Annotated in this window: 31 protein-coding genes; 30 read left to right on the top strand and 1 reads right to left on the bottom strand. The window is 50.0% G+C overall.

Going from position 1 to position 15,050, the window contains the following annotated elements; translation table 11 throughout:
- Positions 1-16 precede the first annotated feature (16 nt).
- The 30 genes from rplC to HV107_RS07620 all read left to right on the top strand — a co-directional run bounded on the left by rplC (position 17) and on the right by HV107_RS07620 (position 14,505).
- Positions 17-646: a 50S ribosomal protein L3 gene (gene rplC, locus HV107_RS07765; protein WP_006178923.1), complete on the top strand. Its 630-nt coding sequence runs from the start codon at positions 17-19 to the stop codon at positions 644-646.
- 10 nt (positions 647-656) lie between these two features.
- Positions 657-1,262: a 50S ribosomal protein L4 gene (rplD, locus tag HV107_RS07760; RefSeq protein ID WP_003031119.1), complete on the top strand. Its 606-nt coding sequence runs from the start codon at positions 657-659 to the stop codon at positions 1,260-1,262.
- Positions 1,259-1,561 (top strand): 50S ribosomal protein L23, encoded by a 303-nt coding sequence (gene rplW, locus HV107_RS07755; RefSeq protein ID WP_180244417.1) that lies wholly within the window; start codon positions 1,259-1,261, stop codon positions 1,559-1,561. Before rplD ends, rplW begins: the two co-directional genes overlap by 4 nt.
- Positions 1,562-1,578: 17 nt before the next feature.
- Positions 1,579-2,400, top strand: a complete 822-nt coding sequence (gene rplB, locus HV107_RS07750) for a 50S ribosomal protein L2 (protein ID WP_000301859.1) — start codon at positions 1,579-1,581, stop codon at positions 2,398-2,400.
- A 16-nt stretch (positions 2,401-2,416) separates the two neighbouring features.
- A complete protein-coding gene (gene rpsS, locus HV107_RS07745; protein WP_001138115.1) occupies positions 2,417-2,695 on the top strand; it encodes a 30S ribosomal protein S19 in 279 nt (92 codons plus the stop codon).
- Between the two features lie 14 nt (positions 2,696-2,709).
- Positions 2,710-3,042: a 50S ribosomal protein L22 gene (gene rplV, locus HV107_RS07740; protein ID WP_002919773.1), complete on the top strand. Its 333-nt coding sequence runs from the start codon at positions 2,710-2,712 to the stop codon at positions 3,040-3,042.
- A 17-nt stretch (positions 3,043-3,059) separates the two neighbouring features.
- Positions 3,060-3,761 (top strand): 30S ribosomal protein S3, encoded by a 702-nt coding sequence (gene rpsC, locus HV107_RS07735; RefSeq protein ID WP_000529945.1) that lies wholly within the window; start codon positions 3,060-3,062, stop codon positions 3,759-3,761.
- Positions 3,762-3,773: 12 nt separating this feature from the next.
- Positions 3,774-4,184 carry a 50S ribosomal protein L16 gene (gene rplP, locus HV107_RS07730; RefSeq protein ID WP_002919759.1) on the top strand — a complete coding sequence of 137 codons (411 nt, stop codon included), beginning with the start codon at positions 3,774-3,776 and terminating at the stop codon, positions 4,182-4,184.
- On the top strand, positions 4,184-4,375 hold the full coding sequence (gene rpmC, locus HV107_RS07725) for a 50S ribosomal protein L29 (protein ID WP_006817276.1): 192 nt from the start codon (positions 4,184-4,186) through the stop codon (positions 4,373-4,375). Before rplP ends, rpmC begins: the two co-directional genes overlap by 1 nt.
- Positions 4,375-4,629, top strand: a complete 255-nt coding sequence (rpsQ, locus tag HV107_RS07720) for a 30S ribosomal protein S17 (protein WP_008503489.1) — start codon at positions 4,375-4,377, stop codon at positions 4,627-4,629. Before rpmC ends, rpsQ begins: the two co-directional genes overlap by 1 nt.
- A gap of 166 nt (positions 4,630-4,795) precedes the next feature.
- A complete protein-coding gene (gene rplN / locus HV107_RS07715) occupies positions 4,796-5,167 on the top strand; it encodes a 50S ribosomal protein L14 (RefSeq protein WP_002919748.1) in 372 nt (123 codons plus the stop codon).
- Positions 5,168-5,177: 10 nt separating this feature from the next.
- Positions 5,178-5,492: a 50S ribosomal protein L24 gene (gene rplX, locus HV107_RS07710; protein WP_003863287.1), complete on the top strand. Its 315-nt coding sequence runs from the start codon at positions 5,178-5,180 to the stop codon at positions 5,490-5,492.
- A 14-nt stretch (positions 5,493-5,506) separates the two neighbouring features.
- On the top strand, positions 5,507-6,046 hold the full coding sequence (rplE, locus tag HV107_RS07705; RefSeq protein ID WP_103780723.1) for a 50S ribosomal protein L5: 540 nt from the start codon (positions 5,507-5,509) through the stop codon (positions 6,044-6,046).
- 14 nt (positions 6,047-6,060) lie between these two features.
- Positions 6,061-6,366 carry a 30S ribosomal protein S14 gene (gene rpsN, locus HV107_RS07700; protein WP_003863291.1) on the top strand — a complete coding sequence of 102 codons (306 nt, stop codon included), beginning with the start codon at positions 6,061-6,063 and terminating at the stop codon, positions 6,364-6,366.
- Positions 6,367-6,396: 30 nt separating this feature from the next.
- On the top strand, positions 6,397-6,789 hold the full coding sequence (rpsH, locus tag HV107_RS07695; RefSeq protein ID WP_006178918.1) for a 30S ribosomal protein S8: 393 nt from the start codon (positions 6,397-6,399) through the stop codon (positions 6,787-6,789).
- Positions 6,790-6,801: 12 nt separating this feature from the next.
- Complete coding sequence (gene rplF / locus HV107_RS07690) at positions 6,802-7,335, top strand: 50S ribosomal protein L6 (protein ID WP_006178917.1); 534 nt, start codon at positions 6,802-6,804, stop codon at positions 7,333-7,335.
- Positions 7,336-7,344: 9 nt separating this feature from the next.
- Positions 7,345-7,698 (top strand): 50S ribosomal protein L18, encoded by a 354-nt coding sequence (rplR, locus tag HV107_RS07685; RefSeq protein ID WP_013099023.1) that lies wholly within the window; start codon positions 7,345-7,347, stop codon positions 7,696-7,698.
- Between the two features lie 14 nt (positions 7,699-7,712).
- Positions 7,713-8,213: a 30S ribosomal protein S5 gene (rpsE, locus tag HV107_RS07680; protein WP_002438697.1), complete on the top strand. Its 501-nt coding sequence runs from the start codon at positions 7,713-7,715 to the stop codon at positions 8,211-8,213.
- A gap of 6 nt (positions 8,214-8,219) precedes the next feature.
- Positions 8,220-8,399 (top strand): 50S ribosomal protein L30, encoded by a 180-nt coding sequence (gene rpmD, locus HV107_RS07675; protein WP_003863301.1) that lies wholly within the window; start codon positions 8,220-8,222, stop codon positions 8,397-8,399.
- A 3-nt stretch (positions 8,400-8,402) separates the two neighbouring features.
- Complete coding sequence (rplO, locus tag HV107_RS07670) at positions 8,403-8,837, top strand: 50S ribosomal protein L15 (RefSeq protein WP_003863304.1); 435 nt, start codon at positions 8,403-8,405, stop codon at positions 8,835-8,837.
- Positions 8,838-8,844: 7 nt separating this feature from the next.
- The gene (gene secY, locus HV107_RS07665; protein ID WP_061706985.1) at positions 8,845-10,176 is read left to right on the top strand and encodes a preprotein translocase subunit SecY; all 1,332 of its coding nucleotides are present in this window, start codon (positions 8,845-8,847) and stop codon (positions 10,174-10,176) included.
- A 31-nt stretch (positions 10,177-10,207) separates the two neighbouring features.
- On the top strand, positions 10,208-10,324 hold the full coding sequence (gene rpmJ, locus HV107_RS07660) for a 50S ribosomal protein L36 (RefSeq protein ID WP_000868187.1): 117 nt from the start codon (positions 10,208-10,210) through the stop codon (positions 10,322-10,324).
- Positions 10,325-10,470: 146 nt separating this feature from the next.
- Positions 10,471-10,827, top strand: a complete 357-nt coding sequence (rpsM, locus tag HV107_RS07655) for a 30S ribosomal protein S13 (protein ID WP_003031135.1) — start codon at positions 10,471-10,473, stop codon at positions 10,825-10,827.
- Between the two features lie 16 nt (positions 10,828-10,843).
- Positions 10,844-11,233 (top strand): 30S ribosomal protein S11, encoded by a 390-nt coding sequence (gene rpsK, locus HV107_RS07650; protein WP_003863312.1) that lies wholly within the window; start codon positions 10,844-10,846, stop codon positions 11,231-11,233.
- Positions 11,234-11,265: 32 nt separating this feature from the next.
- Entirely contained in the window at positions 11,266-11,886 is a 621-nt protein-coding gene (rpsD, locus tag HV107_RS07645; RefSeq protein ID WP_004868345.1) for a 30S ribosomal protein S4, read from the top strand.
- 25 nt (positions 11,887-11,911) lie between these two features.
- Positions 11,912-12,901 (top strand): DNA-directed RNA polymerase subunit alpha, encoded by a 990-nt coding sequence (locus HV107_RS07640; RefSeq protein WP_002919219.1) that lies wholly within the window; start codon positions 11,912-11,914, stop codon positions 12,899-12,901.
- A gap of 40 nt (positions 12,902-12,941) precedes the next feature.
- Positions 12,942-13,328 carry a 50S ribosomal protein L17 gene (gene rplQ, locus HV107_RS07635; protein ID WP_001216372.1) on the top strand — a complete coding sequence of 129 codons (387 nt, stop codon included), beginning with the start codon at positions 12,942-12,944 and terminating at the stop codon, positions 13,326-13,328.
- A 107-nt stretch (positions 13,329-13,435) separates the two neighbouring features.
- Complete coding sequence (locus HV107_RS07630; protein ID WP_182062747.1) at positions 13,436-13,804, top strand: DUF1992 domain-containing protein; 369 nt, start codon at positions 13,436-13,438, stop codon at positions 13,802-13,804.
- 2 nt (positions 13,805-13,806) lie between these two features.
- Positions 13,807-14,232: a Zn(2+)-responsive transcriptional regulator gene (gene zntR / locus HV107_RS07625; RefSeq protein ID WP_182062745.1), complete on the top strand. Its 426-nt coding sequence runs from the start codon at positions 13,807-13,809 to the stop codon at positions 14,230-14,232.
- Positions 14,233-14,289: 57 nt separating this feature from the next.
- Positions 14,290-14,505, top strand: a complete 216-nt coding sequence (locus HV107_RS07620; protein WP_182062744.1) for an alternative ribosome-rescue factor A — start codon at positions 14,290-14,292, stop codon at positions 14,503-14,505.
- Here the strand turns inward: HV107_RS07620 and mscL are convergent, their stop codons facing one another.
- A complete protein-coding gene (mscL, locus tag HV107_RS07615; RefSeq protein WP_014072054.1) occupies positions 14,506-14,916 on the bottom strand; it encodes a large-conductance mechanosensitive channel protein MscL in 411 nt (136 codons plus the stop codon). It abuts the gene before it with no gap.
- Between the last annotated feature and the right edge of the window lie 134 nt (positions 14,917-15,050).

Below are 15,050 nucleotides of genomic sequence, written 5' to 3'. Positions count from 1 at the left end.
TTGAGAGGTTGATACAATGATTGGTTTAGTCGGTAAAAAAGTGGGTATGACCCGCATCTTCACTGAAGATGGCGTTTCAATCCCAGTAACCGTAATCGAAGTTGAAGCAAACCGCGTTACTCAGGTTAAAGATCTGGCTAACGATGGCTACCGCGCTGTTCAGGTTACCACTGGTGCTAAAAAAGCTAACCGTGTAACCAAACCAGAAGCGGGTCACTTCGCTAAAGCTGGCGTTGAAGCTGGCCGTGGTCTGTGGGAATTCCGTCTTGCTGAAGGCGAAGAGTTCACCGTAGGTCAGGACATTAGCGTTGAGCTGTTTGCTGACGTTAAAAAAGTTGACGTAACCGGTACCTCTAAAGGTAAAGGTTTTGCTGGTACCGTTAAGCGCTGGAACTTCCGTACCCAGGACGCTACTCACGGTAACTCCTTGTCTCACCGCGTTCCGGGTTCTATCGGTCAGAACCAGACTCCGGGCAAAGTGTTCAAAGGCAAGAAAATGGCAGGTCAGCTGGGTAACGAACGTGTAACCGTTCAGAGCCTGGACGTAGTACGTGTTGACGCTGAGCGCAACCTGCTGCTGGTTAAAGGTGCAGTTCCGGGTGCAACCGGTAGCGACCTGATCGTTAAACCAGCTGTGAAGGCGTAAGGGGATAGCAATGGAATTAGTATTGAAAGACGCGCAGAGCGCGCTGACTGTTTCCGAAACTACCTTCGGTCGTGATTTCAACGAAGCGCTGGTTCACCAGGTTGTTGTTGCTTATGCAGCTGGTGCTCGTCAGGGTACTCGTGCTCAGAAGACTCGTGCTGAAGTAACTGGTTCTGGCAAAAAGCCATGGCGCCAGAAAGGTACCGGCCGTGCGCGTTCAGGTTCTATCAAGAGCCCGATCTGGCGTTCAGGTGGCGTGACCTTCGCTGCGCGTCCACAGGACCACAGTCAAAAAGTTAACAAAAAGATGTACCGCGGCGCGCTGAAAAGCATCCTGTCCGAACTGGTACGTCAGGATCGTCTGATCGTTGTCGAATCATTCTCTGTTGAAGCGCCTAAAACTAAGCTGCTGGCACAGAAACTGAAAGACATGGCTCTGGAAGATGTGCTGATCATCACCGGTGAGCTGGACGAGAACCTGTTCCTTGCTGCGCGTAACCTGCACAAGGTTGACGTACGTGATGCAACTGGTATCGACCCGGTTAGCCTGATCGCCTTCGACAAAGTCGTAATGACTGCTGATGCTGTTAAGCAAGTTGAGGAGATGCTGGCATGATTCGTGAAGAACGTCTGCTGAAGGTGCTGCGTGCACCGCACGTTTCTGAAAAAGCGTCTACTGCGATGGAAAAAACAAACACCATCGTTCTCAAAGTTGCTAAAGACGCGACCAAAGCAGAGATCAAAGCTGCTGTGCAGAAACTGTTTGAAGTCGAAGTCGAAGTCGTTAACACCCTGGTAGTTAAAGGGAAAGTTAAACGTCAAGGACAGCGTATCGGTCGTCGTAGCGACTGGAAAAAAGCTTACGTCACCCTGAAAGAAGGCCAGAATCTGGACTTCGTTGGCGGCGCTGAGTAAGTCGGAGGAGTAATACAATGGCAGTTGTTAAATGTAAACCGACATCTCCGGGTCGTCGCCACGTAGTTAAAGTGGTTAACCCTGAGCTGCACAAGGGCAAACCTTTTGCTCCGTTGCTGGAAAAAAACAGCAAATCCGGTGGTCGTAACAACAATGGCCGTATCACCACTCGTCACATCGGTGGTGGCCACAAGCAGGCTTATCGTATTGTTGACTTCAAACGCAACAAAGACGGTATCCCAGCAGTTGTTGAACGTCTTGAGTACGATCCGAACCGTTCCGCGAACATCGCGCTGGTTCTGTACAAAGACGGCGAACGCCGTTACATCCTGGCCCCTAAAGGCCTGAAAGCTGGCGACCAGATTCAGTCTGGCGTTGATGCTGCAATCAAAGCAGGCAACACCCTGCCGATGCGCAATATCCCGGTTGGTTCTACCGTTCATAACGTAGAAATGAAACCAGGTAAAGGCGGTCAGCTGGCACGTTCCGCTGGTACTTACGTTCAGATCGTTGCTCGTGACGGTGCTTATGTCACCCTGCGTCTGCGTTCTGGTGAAATGCGTAAAGTCGAAGCAGACTGCCGCGCTACTCTGGGCGAAGTTGGCAATGCTGAGCATATGCTGCGCGTTCTGGGTAAAGCAGGTGCTGCACGCTGGCGTGGTGTTCGTCCTACCGTTCGCGGTACTGCGATGAACCCAGTAGACCACCCACATGGTGGTGGTGAAGGTCGTAACTTTGGTAAGCACCCGGTAACTCCGTGGGGCGTTCAGACCAAAGGTAAGAAGACCCGCAGCAACAAGCGTACTGATAAATTTATCGTACGTCGCCGTAGCAAATAATTTTAGAGGATAAGCCATGCCACGTTCTCTCAAGAAAGGTCCTTTTATTGACCTGCACTTGCTGAAGAAGGTAGAGAAAGCGGTGGAAAGCGGAGACAAGAAGCCCCTGCGCACTTGGTCCCGTCGTTCAACGATCTTTCCTAACATGATCGGTTTGACCATCGCTGTCCATAATGGTCGTCAGCACGTTCCAGTCTTTGTTTCCGACGAAATGGTTGGTCACAAACTGGGTGAATTCGCACCGACTCGTACTTATCGCGGCCACGCTGCTGATAAAAAAGCGAAGAAGAAATAAGGTAGGAGGAAGAGATGGAAACTTTAGCTCAACATCGCCATGCTCGTTCTTCTGCTCAGAAGGTTCGCCTTGTTGCTGACCTGATTCGCGGTAAGAAAGTGTCGCAGGCCCTGGACATCCTGACCTATACCAACAAGAAAGCTGCGGTATTGGTTAAGAAAGTACTGGAATCTGCCATTGCTAACGCTGAACACAACGATGGCGCTGACATTGACGATCTGAAAGTTGCGAAAATTTTCGTAGACGAAGGCCCAAGCATGAAGCGCATTATGCCGCGTGCGAAAGGTCGTGCAGATCGCATCCTGAAGCGCACCAGCCACATTACTGTGGTTGTGTCCGATCGCTGAGACTCTGGAGACTAGCAATGGGTCAGAAAGTACATCCTAATGGTATTCGCCTGGGTATTGTAAAACCATGGAACTCTACTTGGTTTGCGAACACCAAAGAATTCGCTGACAACCTGGACAGCGATTTTAAAGTACGTCAGTACCTGACTAAGGAACTGGCTAAAGCGTCTGTATCTCGTATCGTTATCGAGCGTCCGGCTAAGAGCATCCGTGTAACCATTCACACTGCTCGTCCTGGCATCGTTATCGGTAAGAAAGGCGAAGACGTAGAAAAACTGCGCAAGGTCGTAGCGGATATCGCTGGCGTTCCTGCACAGATCAATATCGCTGAAGTTCGTAAGCCTGAACTGGACGCTAAATTGGTTGCTGACAGCATCACTTCTCAGCTGGAACGTCGTGTTATGTTCCGTCGTGCTATGAAGCGTGCTGTACAGAACGCAATGCGTCTGGGCGCTAAAGGTATCAAAGTTGAAGTTAGCGGCCGTCTGGGCGGCGCGGAAATCGCACGTACCGAATGGTACCGTGAAGGTCGCGTACCGCTGCACACTCTGCGTGCTGACATCGACTACAACACCTCTGAAGCGCACACCACTTACGGTGTAATCGGCGTTAAGGTATGGATCTTCAAAGGTGAGATCCTGGGTGGTATGGCTGCTGTTGAACAACCGGAAAAACCGGCTGCTCAACCTAAAAAGCAGCAGCGTAAAGGCCGTAAATAAGGAGCGTCGCTGATGTTACAACCAAAGCGTACAAAATTCCGTAAAGTGCACAAAGGCCGCAACCGTGGTCTGGCGCAGGGTACGGATGTTAGCTTCGGCACTTTCGGTCTGAAAGCTGTTGGCCGTGGTCGTCTGACTGCACGTCAGATCGAAGCAGCACGTCGTGCAATGACCCGTGCAGTTAAGCGTCAAGGTAAGATTTGGATCCGTGTATTCCCGGACAAACCAATCACCGAGAAGCCGCTGGAAGTTCGTATGGGTAAAGGTAAAGGTAACGTGGAGTACTGGGTTGCCTTGATCCAACCGGGCAAAGTCCTGTATGAAATGGACGGTGTTCCGGAAGAGCTGGCCCGTGAAGCCTTCGGCCTGGCAGCAGCGAAACTGCCTATCAAAACCACCTTTGTAACTAAGACGGTGATGTAATGAAAGCAAATGAGCTGCGTGAAAAAAGCGTTGAAGAACTGAACGCCGAGCTGCTGAATCTGCTGCGTGAGCAGTTTAACCTGCGTATGCAGGCTGCAAGTGGCCAGCTGCAACAGACTCACCTGCTGAAGCAAGTGCGTCGCAATGTTGCACGCGTTAAGACTTTACTGACTCAGAAGGCGGGTGCGTAATGACCGATAAAATCCGTACTCTGCAAGGTCGTGTTGTTAGCGACAAAATGGAGAAATCCATTGTTGTTGCTATCGAACGTATTGTGAAACACCCGATCTACGGTAAATTCATCAAGCGTACGACCAAACTGCACGTACATGACGAGAACAACGAATGTGGTATCGGCGACAAGGTTGAAATCCGTGAATGCCGTCCACTGTCCAAGACTAAGTCCTGGACGCTGGTTCGCGTTGTAGAGAAAGCGGTTCTGTAATACAGTAAGCCTTCTCGATACGAATAAACGGCTCAGCGATGAGCCGTTTATTTTTTCTACCCATATTGCAGAAGCGGTGTTATAATGCCGCGCCCTCGATATGGGGCTTTTTAACGGCTCTGATTTTAGAGTCTCAGGTAGTAGTTGACATTAGCGGAGCACTAAAATGATCCAAGAACAGACTATGCTGAACGTCGCCGACAACTCCGGTGCACGTCGCGTAATGTGTATCAAGGTTCTGGGTGGCTCGCACCGTCGCTACGCAGGCGTAGGCGACATCATCAAGATCACCATCAAGGAAGCAATTCCACGTGGTAAGGTCAAAAAAGGTGATGTGCTGAAAGCGGTAGTGGTGCGCACCAAGAAGGGTGTTCGTCGCCCTGACGGTTCTGTCATTCGCTTCGATGGTAATGCATGCGTTATTTTGAACAATAACAGCGAGCAGCCTATCGGCACGCGTATCTTTGGGCCGGTAACTCGTGAACTTCGTACTGAGAAGTTCATGAAAATTATCTCTCTGGCACCAGAAGTACTCTAAGGAGCGAATCATGGCAGCGAAAATCCGTCGTGATGACGAAGTTATCGTGTTAACCGGTAAAGATAAAGGTAAACGCGGTAAAGTAAAAAATGTTCTGTCTTCCGGCAAACTCGTCGTTGAAGGTATCAACCTGGTTAAGAAACATCAGAAGCCGGTTCCGGCCCTGAACCAACCAGGTGGCATCGTTGAAAAAGAAGCTGCTATTCAGGTTTCTAACGTTGCAATCTTCAATGCGGCTACCGGCAAGGCTGACCGTGTAGGCTTTAGATTCGAAGACGGCAAAAAAGTCCGTTTCTTCAAGTCTAACAGCGAAACTATCAAGTAATTTGGAGTAGTACGATGGCGAAACTGCATGATTACTACAAAGACGAAGTAGTTAGCAAACTCATGACTGAGTTTAACTACAATTCTGTCATGCAAGTCCCTCGGGTCGAGAAGATCACCCTGAACATGGGTGTTGGTGAAGCGATCGCTGACAAGAAACTGCTGGATAACGCAGCAGCTGATCTGACAGCAATCTCCGGTCAAAAGCCGTTGATCACCAAAGCACGCAAATCAGTTGCAGGCTTCAAAATCCGTCAGGGCTATCCGATCGGCTGTAAAGTAACTCTGCGTGGCGAACGCATGTGGGAGTTCTTTGAGCGCCTGATCACTATTGCTGTTCCACGTATCCGTGACTTCCGTGGCTTGTCCGCTAAGTCTTTCGACGGTCGTGGTAACTACAGCATGGGTGTCCGTGAGCAGATCATCTTCCCAGAAATCGACTACGATAAAGTCGACCGCGTGCGTGGTTTGGATATTACCATTACCACTACTGCGAAATCTGACGAAGAAGGCCGTGCTCTGCTGGCTGCCTTTGACTTCCCGTTCCGCAAGTAAGGTAGGGTTACTGAATGGCTAAGCAATCAATGAAAGCACGCGAAGTAAAGCGCGTAGCTTTAGCTGATAAATTCTTCGCTAAACGCGCTGAACTGAAAGCGATCATTTCTGATGTGAACGCTTCCGACGAAGATCGTTGGAATGCGGTTCTCAAGCTGCAGTCTCTGCCGCGTGATTCCAGCCCGTCTCGTCAGCGTAACCGCTGTCGTCAAACAGGTCGTCCACATGGTTATGTGGGCAAGTTTGGGTTGAGCCGTATCAAACTGCGTGAAGCCGCTATGCGCGGTGAAGTGCCAGGCTTGAAAAAGGCTAGCTGGTAATTACCAATTGAATCACGGGAGTAAAGACAGATGAGCATGCAAGATCCGATCGCGGATATGCTGACCCGTATCCGTAACGGTCAGGCCGCGAACAAAGTTGCGGTCACCATGCCTTCCGCCAAGCTGAAAGTGGCAATTGCCAACGTGCTGAAGGAAGAAGGTTTTATCGAAGATTTTAAAGTTGAAGGCGACACCAAGCCGGAACTGGAACTTACTCTCAAGTATTTCCAGGGTAAAGCTGTTGTAGAAAGCATTCAGCGTGTCAGCCGCCCAGGCCTGCGCATCTATAAGAAAAAAGATGAGCTGCCAAAAGTTATGGCTGGTCTTGGTATCGCAGTTGTTTCTACCTCTAAAGGTGTTATGACTGATCGTGCAGCGCGCCAAGCTGGTCTTGGTGGCGAAATTATCTGCTACGTAGCCTAATCGGAGGAAAGAATGTCTCGTGTTGCTAAAGCACCGGTCGTCATTCCTGCCGGCGTTGATGTAAAAATCGACGGTCAGGTTATTACGATCAAAGGTAAAAACGGCGAGCTGACTCGTACCCTCAACAATGCTGTTGAAGTTAAACATGCAGACAACGCTCTGACCTTCGGTCCACGTGATGGTTTCGTGGATGGATGGGCTCAGGCTGGTACCGCGCGTGCCCTGCTGAACTCAATGGTTGTTGGTGTTACCGAAGGCTTCACTAAAAAGCTTCAGCTGGTTGGTGTTGGTTATCGTGCAGCTATCAAAGGGAATGCAGTAGGCCTGTCTCTGGGCTTCTCACACCCTGTTGAGCATCCGCTGCCGGCCGGTATCACTGCAGAATGCCCGACTCAGACTGAAATCGTGCTGAAAGGCGCTGATAAACAGCTGATCGGTCAGGTTGCAGCAGATCTGCGCGCCTACCGTCGTCCTGAGCCTTACAAAGGCAAGGGTGTTCGTTACGCCGACGAAGTCGTGCGTACCAAAGAGGCTAAGAAGAAGTAAGGTAACACTATGGATAAGAAATCTGCTCGTATCCGTCGTGCGACCCGCGCACGCCGCAAGCTCAAAGAGCTGGGTGCAACTCGCCTGGTGGTACATCGTACCCCGCGTCATATTTACGCACAGGTAATTGCACCGAACGGTTCTGAAGTTCTGGTAGCTGCTTCTACTGTAGAAAAAGCTATTGCAGAACAATTGAAGTACACCGGTAACAAAGACGCCGCTGCAGCTGTAGGTAAAGCTGTTGCAGAACGCGCTCTGGAAAAAGGCATCAGCAATGTTTCCTTTGACCGTTCCGGGTTCCAATATCATGGTCGTGTCCAGGCACTGGCAGATGCTGCCCGTGAAGCTGGCCTTCAGTTCTAAGGTAGAGGTGTAAGATGGCTCACATCGAAAAACAGGCTGGCGAACTGCAGGAAAAGCTGATCGCGGTTAACCGCGTATCTAAAACCGTTAAAGGTGGTCGTATTTTCTCCTTCACAGCTCTGACTGTAGTTGGTGATGGTAACGGTCGCGTTGGTTTTGGTTACGGTAAAGCGCGTGAAGTTCCAGCAGCGATCCAGAAAGCGATGGAAAAAGCCCGTCGCAATATGATTAACGTCGCGCTGAACCACGGCACCCTGCAACACCCTGTTAAAGGTGTTCACACGGGTTCTCGTGTATTCATGCAGCCAGCTTCCGAAGGTACCGGTATCATCGCCGGTGGTGCAATGCGCGCCGTTCTGGAAGTTGCTGGGGTTCATAACGTTCTGGCTAAAGCATATGGTTCCACCAACCCGATTAACGTGGTTCGTGCAACTATTGATGGCCTGGAAAATATGAATTCTCCAGAAATGGTCGCTGCCAAGCGTGGTAAATCCGTTGAAGAAATTCTGGGGTAATTGACCATGGCAAAGACTATTAAAATCACTCAAACCCGCAGTGCAATCGGTCGTCTGCCGAAACACAAGGCAACGCTGCTTGGCCTGGGTCTGCGTCGTATTGGTCATACTGTTGAGCGCGAGGATACTCCTGCTGTTCGCGGTATGGTCAACGCGGTTTACTTCATGGTTAAAGTTGAGGAGTAAGAGATGCGTTTAAATACTCTGTCTCCGGCCGAAGGCTCTAAAAAGGCGGGTAAACGCCTGGGTCGTGGTATCGGTTCTGGCCTCGGTAAAACCGGTGGTCGTGGTCACAAAGGCCAGAACTCTCGTTCTGGCGGTGGCGTACGTCGCGGTTTCGAGGGTGGTCAGATGCCACTGTACCGTCGTCTGCCGAAGTTCGGCTTCACCTCTCGCAAAGCAGCGATCACAGCGGAAATCCGTCTGTCTGACCTGGCGAAAGTTGAAGGCGGCGTTGTGGACCTGAACACGCTGAAAGCAGCTAACATTATCGGTATCCAGATCGAGTTCGCGAAAGTGATCCTGGCTGGTGAAGTTTCTACTCCGGTAACTGTTCGTGGCCTGCGTGTGACTAAAGGTGCTCGTGCTGCTATCGAAGCTGCTGGCGGTAAAATTGAGGAATAAGTAGCAGATGGCTAAGCAACCGGGATTAGATTTTCAAAGTGCCAAAGGTGGTTTTGGCGAGCTGAAACGCAGACTGCTGTTTGTTATCGGCGCGCTGATTGTTTTCCGTATTGGCTCTTTTATTCCGATCCCTGGTATCGATGCCGCTGTACTTGCCAAACTGCTTGAGCAACAGCGAGGCACCATCATTGAAATGTTCAACATGTTCTCTGGTGGTGCTCTCAGCCGTGCTTCTATCTTTGCTCTGGGTATTATGCCGTACATTTCGGCATCCATTATTATCCAGCTGCTGACGGTTGTTCATCCAGCCCTGGCAGAGTTGAAGAAAGAAGGGGAGTCCGGACGTCGTAAGATCAGTCAGTACACCCGTTACGGCACTCTGGTGCTGGCTATATTCCAGTCTATCGGTATTGCTACCGGTTTGCCGAATATGCCTGGTATGCAGGGCCTGGTGATTAATCCAGGCTTTGCATTCTACTTCACCGCTGTTGTAAGTCTGGTCACAGGAACCATGTTCCTGATGTGGCTCGGCGAACAGATTACTGAACGTGGTATCGGTAACGGTATCTCAATCATTATCTTCGCCGGCATTGTTGCGGGACTCCCGCCAGCCATTGCCCACACTATCGAGCAAGCGCGTCAAGGCGACCTGCACTTCCTCCTGTTGCTGTTGGTTGCAGTATTAGTATTTGCAGTGACGTTCTTTGTTGTCTTCGTTGAACGTGGTCAACGCCGCATTGTGGTGAACTACGCTAAACGTCAACAGGGTCGTCGTGTCTATGCTGCACAGAGCACACATTTACCGCTGAAAGTGAATATGGCAGGGGTAATCCCGGCAATCTTCGCTTCCAGTATTATTCTGTTCCCGGCGACCATCGCGTCATGGTTCGGGGGCGGGACTGGTTGGAACTGGCTGACAACAATTTCGCTGTATTTGCAGCCTGGGCAACCACTTTATGTGTTACTCTATGCGTCTGCGATCATCTTCTTCTGTTTCTTCTACACGGCGTTGGTCTTCAACCCGCGTGAAACAGCAGATAACCTGAAGAAGTCCGGTGCATTTGTACCAGGAATTCGTCCGGGAGAGCAAACGGCGAAGTATATCGATAAAGTAATGACTCGCCTGACTTTGGTTGGTGCGCTTTATATTACTTTTATCTGCCTGATCCCGGAGTTCATGCGTGATGCAATGAAAGTACCGTTCTACTTCGGTGGGACTTCACTGCTTATCGTTGTTGTCGTGATTATGGACTTTATGGCTCAAGTGCAAACTCTGATGATGTCCAGTCAGTATGAGTCTGCATTGAAGAAGGCGAACCTGAAAGGCTACGGCCGCTAATTGGTCGCCTGAGAAGTTACGGAGAGTAAAAATGAAAGTTCGTGCTTCCGTCAAGAAATTATGCCGTAACTGCAAAATCGTTAAGCGTGATGGCGTCATCCGCGTGATTTGCAGTGCCGAGCCGAAGCATAAACAGCGCCAAGGCTGATTATTTCGCATATTTTTCTTGCAAAGTTGGGTTGAGCTGGCTAGATTAGCCAGCCAATCTTTTGTATGTCTGTACGTATCCATTTGAGTATCCTGAAAACGGGCTTTTCAGCATGGTGCGTACATATTAAATAGTAGGAGTGCATAGTGGCCCGTATAGCAGGCATTAACATTCCTGATCAGAAACATGCTGTGATCGCATTAACTTCGATCTACGGCGTCGGCAAGACCCGTTCTAAAGCCATTCTGGCTGCAGCGGGTATCGCTGAAGATGTTAAGATCAGTGAGCTGTCTGAAGAACAAATCGACACGCTGCGTGACGAAGTTGCCAAATTTGTCGTTGAAGGTGATCTGCGCCGTGAAGTTAGCATGAGCATCAAGCGCCTTATGGATCTTGGTTGCTATCGCGGTTTGCGTCATCGTCGTGGTCTGCCAGTGCGCGGTCAGCGTACTAAGACCAACGCACGTACCCGTAAGGGTCCGCGCAAACCGATCAAGAAATAATCGGGGTGATTGAATAATGGCAAAGGCACCAGTTCGTGCACGTAAGCGTGTAAGAAAACAAGTCTCTGACGGCGTGGCTCATATCCATGCTTCTTTCAACAACACCATCGTTACTATTACTGATCGTCAGGGTAACGCATTGGGTTGGGCAACAGCCGGTGGTTCCGGTTTCCGTGGTTCACGCAAATCCACTCCGTTCGCAGCTCAGGTTGCAGCAGAGCGTTGCGCTGAAGCCGTAAAAGAATACGGCATCAAGAATCTGGAAGTTATGGTTAAAGGTCCGGGTCCGGGTCGTGAATCTACCGTTCGCGCTCTGAACGCCGCTGGTTTCCGCATCACTAATATTACTGATGTGACTCCGATCCCTCATAACGGTTGTCGTCCGCCGAAAAAACGTCGCGTATAACGCTCGTTTTTTAGGTTAGTTGGAGATAGAAAATGGCAAGATATTTGGGTCCTAAGCTCAAGCTGAGCCGTCGTGAGGGCACCGACTTATTCCTTAAGTCTGGCGTTCGCGCGATCGATACCAAGTGTAAAATTGAACAAGCTCCTGGCCAGCACGGTGCGCGTAAACCGCGTCTGTCTGACTATGGTGTGCAGTTGCGTGAAAAGCAAAAAGTTCGCCGTATGTACGGTGTGCTGGAGCGTCAGTTCCGTAACTATTATAAAGAAGCAGCACGTCTGAAAGGCAACACAGGTGAAAACCTGCTGGCTCTGCTGGAAGGTCGTCTGGACAACGTTGTATACCGTATGGGCTTCGGCGCTACTCGTGCTGAATCACGTCAGCTGGTTAGCCACAAAGCAATCATGGTAAACGGTCGTGTTGTTAACATCGCTTCTTATCAGGTTAAAGCGAATGACGTTGTTAGCATTCGTGAGAAAGCGAAAAAGCAATCTCGCGTGAAGGCCGCTCTGGAGCTGGCTGAGCAGCGTGAAAAGCCAACCTGGCTGGAAGTTGATGCTGGCAAGATGGAAGGTACGTTCAAGCGTCAGCCAGAACGTTCTGATCTGTCTGCGGACATTAACGAACACCTGATCGTCGAGCTTTACTCCAAGTAAAGCTTAGTACCAAAGAGAGGACACAATGCAGGGTTCTGTGACAGAGTTTCTAAAACCGCGCCTGGTAGATATCGAGCAAGTGAGTTCGACGCACGCCAAGGTGACCCTTGAGCCTTTAGAGCGTGGCTTTGGCCATACTCTGGGTAACGCACTGCGCCGTATTCTGCTCTCATCGATGCCGGGTTGCGCGGTGACCGAGGTTGAGATTGATGGTGTACTTCATGAGTACAGCACCAAAGAAGGCGTTCAGGAAGATATCCTTGAAATCCTGCTCAACCTGAAAGGGCTGGCGGTGAGAGTTCAGGGTAAAGATGAAGTTATTCTTACTCTGAATAAATCTGGCATTGGCCCTGTGACTGCAGCCGACATCACCCACGACGGTGATGTTGAAATCGTCAAGCCGCAGCACGTGATCTGCCACCTGACCGATGAGAACGCAGCTATTAGCATGCGTATCAAAGTTCAGCGCGGTCGTGGTTATGTGCCGGCTTCTGCCCGAATTCATTCGGAAGAAGATGAGCGCCCAATCGGCCGTCTGCTGGTCGACGCATGTTACAGCCCTGTAGAGCGTATTGCCTACAATGTTGAAGCAGCGCGTGTAGAACAGCGTACCGACCTGGACAAGCTGGTCATCGAAATGGAAACCAACGGCACAATCGATCCTGAAGAGGCGATTCGTCGTGCGGCAACCATCCTGGCAGAACAACTTGAAGCTTTCGTTGACTTACGTGATGTTCGTCAGCCGGAAGTTAAAGAAGAGAAACCAGAATTCGATCCGATCCTGCTGCGCCCTGTTGACGATCTCGAATTGACTGTCCGCTCTGCTAACTGCCTTAAGGCAGAAGCTATCCACTATATCGGTGATCTGGTACAGCGTACCGAGGTTGAGTTGCTGAAAACGCCGAACCTGGGTAAAAAATCTCTTACTGAGATTAAAGACGTGCTGGCTTCACGTGGTCTGTCTCTGGGCATGCGCCTGGAAAACTGGCCACCGGCAAGCATTGCTGACGAGTAACCGGATCACAGGTTAAGGTTTTACTGAGAAGGATAAGGTCATGCGCCATCGTAAGAGTGGTCGTCAACTGAACCGCAACAGCAGCCATCGCCAGGCTATGTTCCGCAACATGGCAGGTTCACTGGTTCGTCATGAGATCATCAAGACGACCCTGCCTAAAGCGAAAGAGCTGCGTCGCGTAGTTGAGCCGCTGATTACTCTTGCCAAGACTGACAGCGTTGCTAATCGTCGTCTGGCATTCGCCCGTACTCGTGATAACGAGATCGTGGCAAAACTGTTTAACGAACTGGGCCCGCGTTTCGCGAGCCGTGCAGGTGGTTACACTCGTATTCTGAAGTGTGGCTTCCGTGCAGGCGACAACGCTCCGATGGCTTACATCGAGCTGGTTGATCGTTCTGAATCGAAAGCAGAAGCTGCTGCAGAGTAATCTGTAGTAACGTAAAAAGACCCGCTTCGGCGGGTTTTTTTATATCCGCAGAATCCCCACTTCTCTACAATAACTGTATCTTTTCTGTTCATCCCCTGGAGTCCGTTATGTGGTTGCTCGACCAGTGGGCAGAACGCCATATTTGCGATGCCCTAAGAAAAGGTGAGTTCGACAATCTCCCCGGTGCCGGTGCTCCGATAGCGCTGGATGACGATTCTCATGTCGCGCCTGAGTTACGTTCTGGCTATCGCTTACTGAAAAATGCCGGTTGCTTACCCCCGGAGCTTGAGCAGCGTAAAGAGGCTGTAGAACTTGTTGATCTGTTGAAAGGCATTCGCAAGGACGATCCCCGGCATCCAGAAATTAGCCGTCGTCTGGCATTGATCGAATTGAAACTGCGCCAGGCTGGAATGAATACAGATTTTCTGCATGGCGAGTATTGTGAACGGCTGATGCACAAAATGAAGGAGGAGTAGTTATGTATCGTATTGGTGAACTCGCAAAGCTTGCAAACGTAACACCCGACACCATTCGTTATTACGAAAAGCAGCAGATGATTGACCATGAGGTGCGCACGGAAGGTGGGTTTCGTCTTTATACCGATAATGATCTACAGCGCCTCCGGTTTATACGTTACGCACGCCAGCTTGGTTTTACCCTTGATTCCATCCGTGAGCTTTTATCGATCCGCATAGATCCGGCACATCATACTTGCCAGGAGTCGAAGAGCATTGTTCAGGCCAGACTGGATGAAGTAGAAGCGCGGATCCAGGAGCTTCAGACGATGCAGCGGTCACTACAGCGCCTGAATGATGCCTGCTGTGGTACAGCCCATAGCAGCGTCTATTGCTCGATCCTTGAAGCACTCGAGCAGGGAGCAAGTGGAGAAACACAGGGGTGTTGATTTTTAGTACGTCCAGGTCTAGACTCCGGTCGACTTAAACCATACTCAGGAGAAATTATGAGTCGCTATCAGCATACGAAGGGGCAAATTAAAGACAATGCCATCGAAGCCCTGCTCCATGATCCACTTTTCCGGCAGCGGGTAGAGAAGAATAAAAAGGGGAAAGGAAGTTATCTGCGTAAGGGCAAACATGGCAATCGGGGTAACTGGGAGGCCAGTGGCAAGAGAGCAAATTGCTTTTTTACCACTGGCCTTCCTGTTTTTTGCTTCTGATTAAGAACGGTTATTTTGTTCTTTTAACAGGTCGCGGATTTCGGTCAACAGTACTTCTTCTTTGGTTGGTGCAGGTGCTGCTGCCGGCTCTTCTTTTTTGCGGTTAAGCTTGTTGATAAGCTTGATCGCCATAAAAATAGCAAACGCGACAATCACAAAATCGAAGATGTTCTGGATGAACACACCGTAGTGCATCACAACCGCAGGGACATCACCTTGTGCATCCCGCAGCGTAACCGCGAACTGTTTAAAATCAATGCCCCCGATTAACAACCCTAAAGGTGGCATAATAATGTCGGCTACCAGTGATGAAACGATCTTACCGAACGCCGCACCAATAATGACACCCACAGCCAAATCCACCACATTCCCGCGCATCGCAAATTCGCGAAACTCTTTAATAAAACTCATTATGTTCTCCTTGAGCCAGCTGACGATTATAAGTTTAACAAATGATTAGCTAATTTCCATTGGTGATAAATAATCGTTATGAAAAATTAATGGCATATTAATGAGAGGGTTAATTTTGGGGGTGCCCTTTTAAG

The organism is Enterobacter sp. RHBSTW-00175 (assembly GCF_013927005.1).
GTDB lineage: Bacteria > Pseudomonadota > Gammaproteobacteria > Enterobacterales > Enterobacteriaceae > Enterobacter.
Note: the sequence above shows the minus strand (reverse complement) of the source record. Positions and strands in the feature narration are given on the sequence as shown.